Consider the following 3,273-nt stretch of genomic DNA (forward strand, 5'->3'; position numbering starts at 1 on the left):
TATCAAGGTGGTTGGTAGGTTCATCTAAGATATACACATCTGGATCATCAATGAGTAGTTTTGCGAGAGCTAAACGTTTTCTTTGTCCACCAGAAAGTGTCAAAATCTTTTGATCAAGATTTTGTATCCCCATCCTTCCTAAAATGGTTTTTATTTCATACTCATACTCCCAAGCATTTGCATTACTTAGCTCGTCCATTAATCTGTTCAAGAGTTTTTCATCCTGAACCTCTTGTTCAATGGCTTCTTCGTATCGTCTTATTAACTGCTGCTTCTCGTTGCCGATAGAGTAAATAAAGTCGCTGATTGTTTCTTGATTTTGAAAAGTTGGGTCTTGTTCCAAATAGCCAATCCTAAGATCCCTTTCTGTAACTACTTTCCCTAAACTAGGTGCAAGCAAGCCAGATAATATGCGCAAAAGTGTAGATTTTCCAGTGCCATTTATCCCTACTAATGCTACACGATCTCCCTTATTCAGACCTAAATAAAGGTCTTTAAATAGCCAGTTGTCATTAAATGAATGTCCTAATTGTTCTGTTGATAATATGCTCACGCTAATTCTTTTATTTGTTTTGAAGGATATGTAAAAACTCCTTTTAGTTCTTTTCTTGACTGATTAATCATCGCTTTTGCTACATCCGACGCCTTGATACTTCTGTAATTCTCAAGTGGACCTAAAAGTAGAGGGTTTAATAGTTTCATGATGGGTAACATAATTTTCTCAAGTGGGCGACTTTCTTTGCGTTTACCCTCTAAAAAGGAAGGCTGGTAAATATGTAGTGATTGAATATTAAGTTTTTTTAACTCATTTTCTAATTCTCCCTTGAGTTTGAGATAGGCATTGTTAGACTCAAAACTTGCACCAAGAGAAGAGATAATATGAAATTGGTTTATTCCATTTTTTACACCAATTTTTGCGATGTTTAAGGGGTACTCAAGGTCAATTTTTCGATAATTGCTAGCGTCTGGTGTCTTGCTTTTTGTTGTGCCAATACAGCAAAAAATAATATCTCCAGTAATTGTTGACGCATATTTGTTTATTTCATCAAAATTGATGACCACCTCTTCAACCTTAGGATTAACAATCCCAATCTTATTACGTACTAACAGTTTAATTTCTGATATATCGTCGGAGGAAATCAGTTTTGATAATAAGTAGCCGCCGATGAGTCCGCTTGCCCCAACAATAATAACCTTAAACCCCATTTAATGAATAATTAGGCCACAAAGGTACGCATATTAGCATTGTAATTAATAATAGATGTTTAAACACATAAATAAATAACAATTCAATGAAAATGCGCATAGTAATAATTGATGGAAAGACGTGCTTAGCCTGCGGACTAAAACGCTCTTTTTGCCAGATAGAAATCTTCTTTCAATGTCATGATTGTCTTGGCTTCTTTTCCCTTGTCAGGATAGCCAAGAAGGTGTAAGGTGCCATGGATCATCACGCGATGAAGTTCGTCTTCTAGTTTAGTTTTGTAATGCTCTGCATTCTCCTGAACGCGTTCTATGCTAATGAATATATCGCCTACAATTTCACCTTCCATCTCACTATTATCGAACGTTATAATATCGGTATAGGTATCATGTTGTAAGAATTGCTGATTAATTGAAAGGAGGTGTTGATCGCTGCAAAAAATAAAGTTCAACTCACGTAGTTTATGATATTCTTCAGCAATGGTTTTACTTATCCAGGCTCTGATATATCCCTTCTTCTTTATTAAAAAGGAAATATCTTCAGAAAAAAATTGAATTGCTAAGCCAGACATTAAACTTTAAAATGAAGTTCCAATTCGTTTCCTTTGGAATTATAAATGCACTGATCTGCCAGTTTCTTAATTATAAAAACCCCTCTACCGCTTAAATTTTCCAGTTTCTCTGGTGCGGTAGGATCAGGTATACTATTTAAATTAAAACCATTGCCATCATCCGAAATGGTAAAAACAAATCGTTTGTTTTCAATCACCTCAAGATTAATGCAAACTTTTTTCCTCGGATCTTCACCATTTCCATGCGTGATTCCGTTGATAACGGCCTCGCTCAAGCAGGTAAGAACATTGGCATATACTTCATCATTGAGGCTGTATTTAACACTCAGCTCATCGATAAAATTCTCCAATAATGTAATACTGTTAATTTTTGAGGCTAATTGTAGCGTGTGAAATGAAGTATTATTTAAATCTTCTTCTTGGTTAATCATTTATTGCCCGAATTTAATAACCTAAAATAATCGCCCACTTTTATCTTATAATACAAGTTGAAGGAAGGTGAAATTGTTTTAAGTAAATCAGTCTCTTTTTCTTTGTTTTTGAGGTAATCAAGCATTATTTTTGAATTAATTGGCACTTGATTTTTCCCCTCAGCACTTTCTCTTTTTTCCTCTTCGTCACGTTCATTTTCAGCCCTTTCGGCCTCCAGTAATTTGCTCAGAATTTCTTGCTGTCTAATTACTGTCTCTTGTTTAATCCTCTTGTTTACGAGATCCGTCTCGCTTTGTTCCATTTCTTTTATTATTTCTTCTAAATTACCGAGAGAACGCTTCCCATCCTTATTTTCCATCCTGTTAAGTTCTTGCATAGATTGCCTAATCAACTGCTGTTCTCTGGCCATTTTGGCAAAGGCCTCACTCATGCTTCCTTTTCCTTGCTTTGCTGGCGACTCCTGACCTTGTTTTTGCATTTCCTCCTTAGCTTTCTGCATGTTTTTATTTAACTGCTCTTGCATTTTGCTAAGTTGCGAAAGACTCTGTTTCTTCTTTCCCTTTCCTCCAGATTTCCCGTTTTGTTGAGATTTCTCCAATTGATCTAAAACCTCATTTAGCATTAGGGCTAAATTATTTATTGAGGTCATGGTATATTGTTGATCACGATTAGCTTCTGCAGTTTTACGATCTGCCAGGTTTTCAAGTGCGGTTTTGATATTTAAATTGATCTGTTGAACTTCTTTATTTGCGAGCGATTGAATTTGAGGTATTCTTTTACTTAGTGAATACAAACTGTCTTCAATTAATTTAAAGTTCACTTGAATATTTTTCTGTTTTTGAATTTTTAACACGTAATCTGGATTAATTGTACTTATTCCTCGCAGATCCTTCATAATTTTTTCTTGTTCAAAGGAAATGCTTAAAAGATTTTCTAGTAACTGCCTTAATTCATTTTTGTTTATTTCGTTTTCCTGCTCTTCTTCATCTTCCTGCATTTTCTTAAGCTTATCTGAAAGCTCCTGCATTTTTGAAACAGCTTGTATTTGCTTTGCTGAAGCTTTTTT

4 protein-coding genes and 1 pseudogene are annotated in these 3,273 nt (G+C 35.0%); all 5 read right to left on the minus strand.

What is annotated here, in order from left to right; all coding sequences use genetic code 11:
* Nucleotides 1-553: ATP-binding cassette domain-containing protein (locus tag ACILQF_RS11920; protein ID WP_395627628.1), on the minus strand; the 553-nt coding region annotated here is incomplete at its 3' end.
* Entirely contained in the window at nucleotides 550-1,206 is a 657-nt protein-coding gene (locus ACILQF_RS11925) for a nucleoside-diphosphate sugar epimerase (protein ID WP_395627629.1), read from the minus strand. The genes ACILQF_RS11920 and ACILQF_RS11925, both read right to left, overlap by 4 nt.
* A 137-nt stretch (nucleotides 1,207-1,343) precedes the next feature.
* Nucleotides 1,344-1,775 carry an rRNA maturation RNase YbeY gene (ybeY, locus tag ACILQF_RS11930; RefSeq protein WP_395627630.1) on the minus strand — a complete coding sequence of 144 codons (432 nt, stop codon included), beginning with the start codon at nucleotides 1,773-1,775 and terminating at the stop codon, nucleotides 1,344-1,346.
* Nucleotides 1,775-2,206: an ATP-binding protein gene (locus ACILQF_RS11935; RefSeq protein WP_395627631.1), complete on the minus strand. Its 432-nt coding sequence runs from the start codon at nucleotides 2,204-2,206 to the stop codon at nucleotides 1,775-1,777. Before ACILQF_RS11935 ends, ybeY begins: the two co-directional genes overlap by 1 nt.
* A pseudogene (locus ACILQF_RS11940) lies at nucleotides 2,203-3,273 on the minus strand (hypothetical protein); the annotation flags it as partial. The gene ACILQF_RS11935 and the pseudogene ACILQF_RS11940, both read right to left, overlap by 4 nt.

Source organism: Daejeonella sp., from assembly GCF_044232565.1.
Lineage (GTDB): Bacteria > Bacteroidota > Bacteroidia > Sphingobacteriales > Sphingobacteriaceae > Daejeonella.

What these genes read in the sequence shown, in the direction of transcription:
- ACILQF_RS11925 (WP_395627629.1), bottom strand. Translation starts at nt 1,206, where the DNA reads ATGGGGTTTAAGGTTATTATTGTTGGGGCAAGCGGACTCATCGGCGGC.
- ybeY (WP_395627630.1), bottom strand. Translation starts at nt 1,775, where the DNA reads ATGTCTGGCTTAGCAATTCAATTTTTTTCTGAAGATATTTCCTTTTTA.
- ACILQF_RS11935 (WP_395627631.1), bottom strand. Translation starts at nt 2,206, where the DNA reads ATGATTAACCAAGAAGAAGATTTAAATAATACTTCATTTCACACGCTA.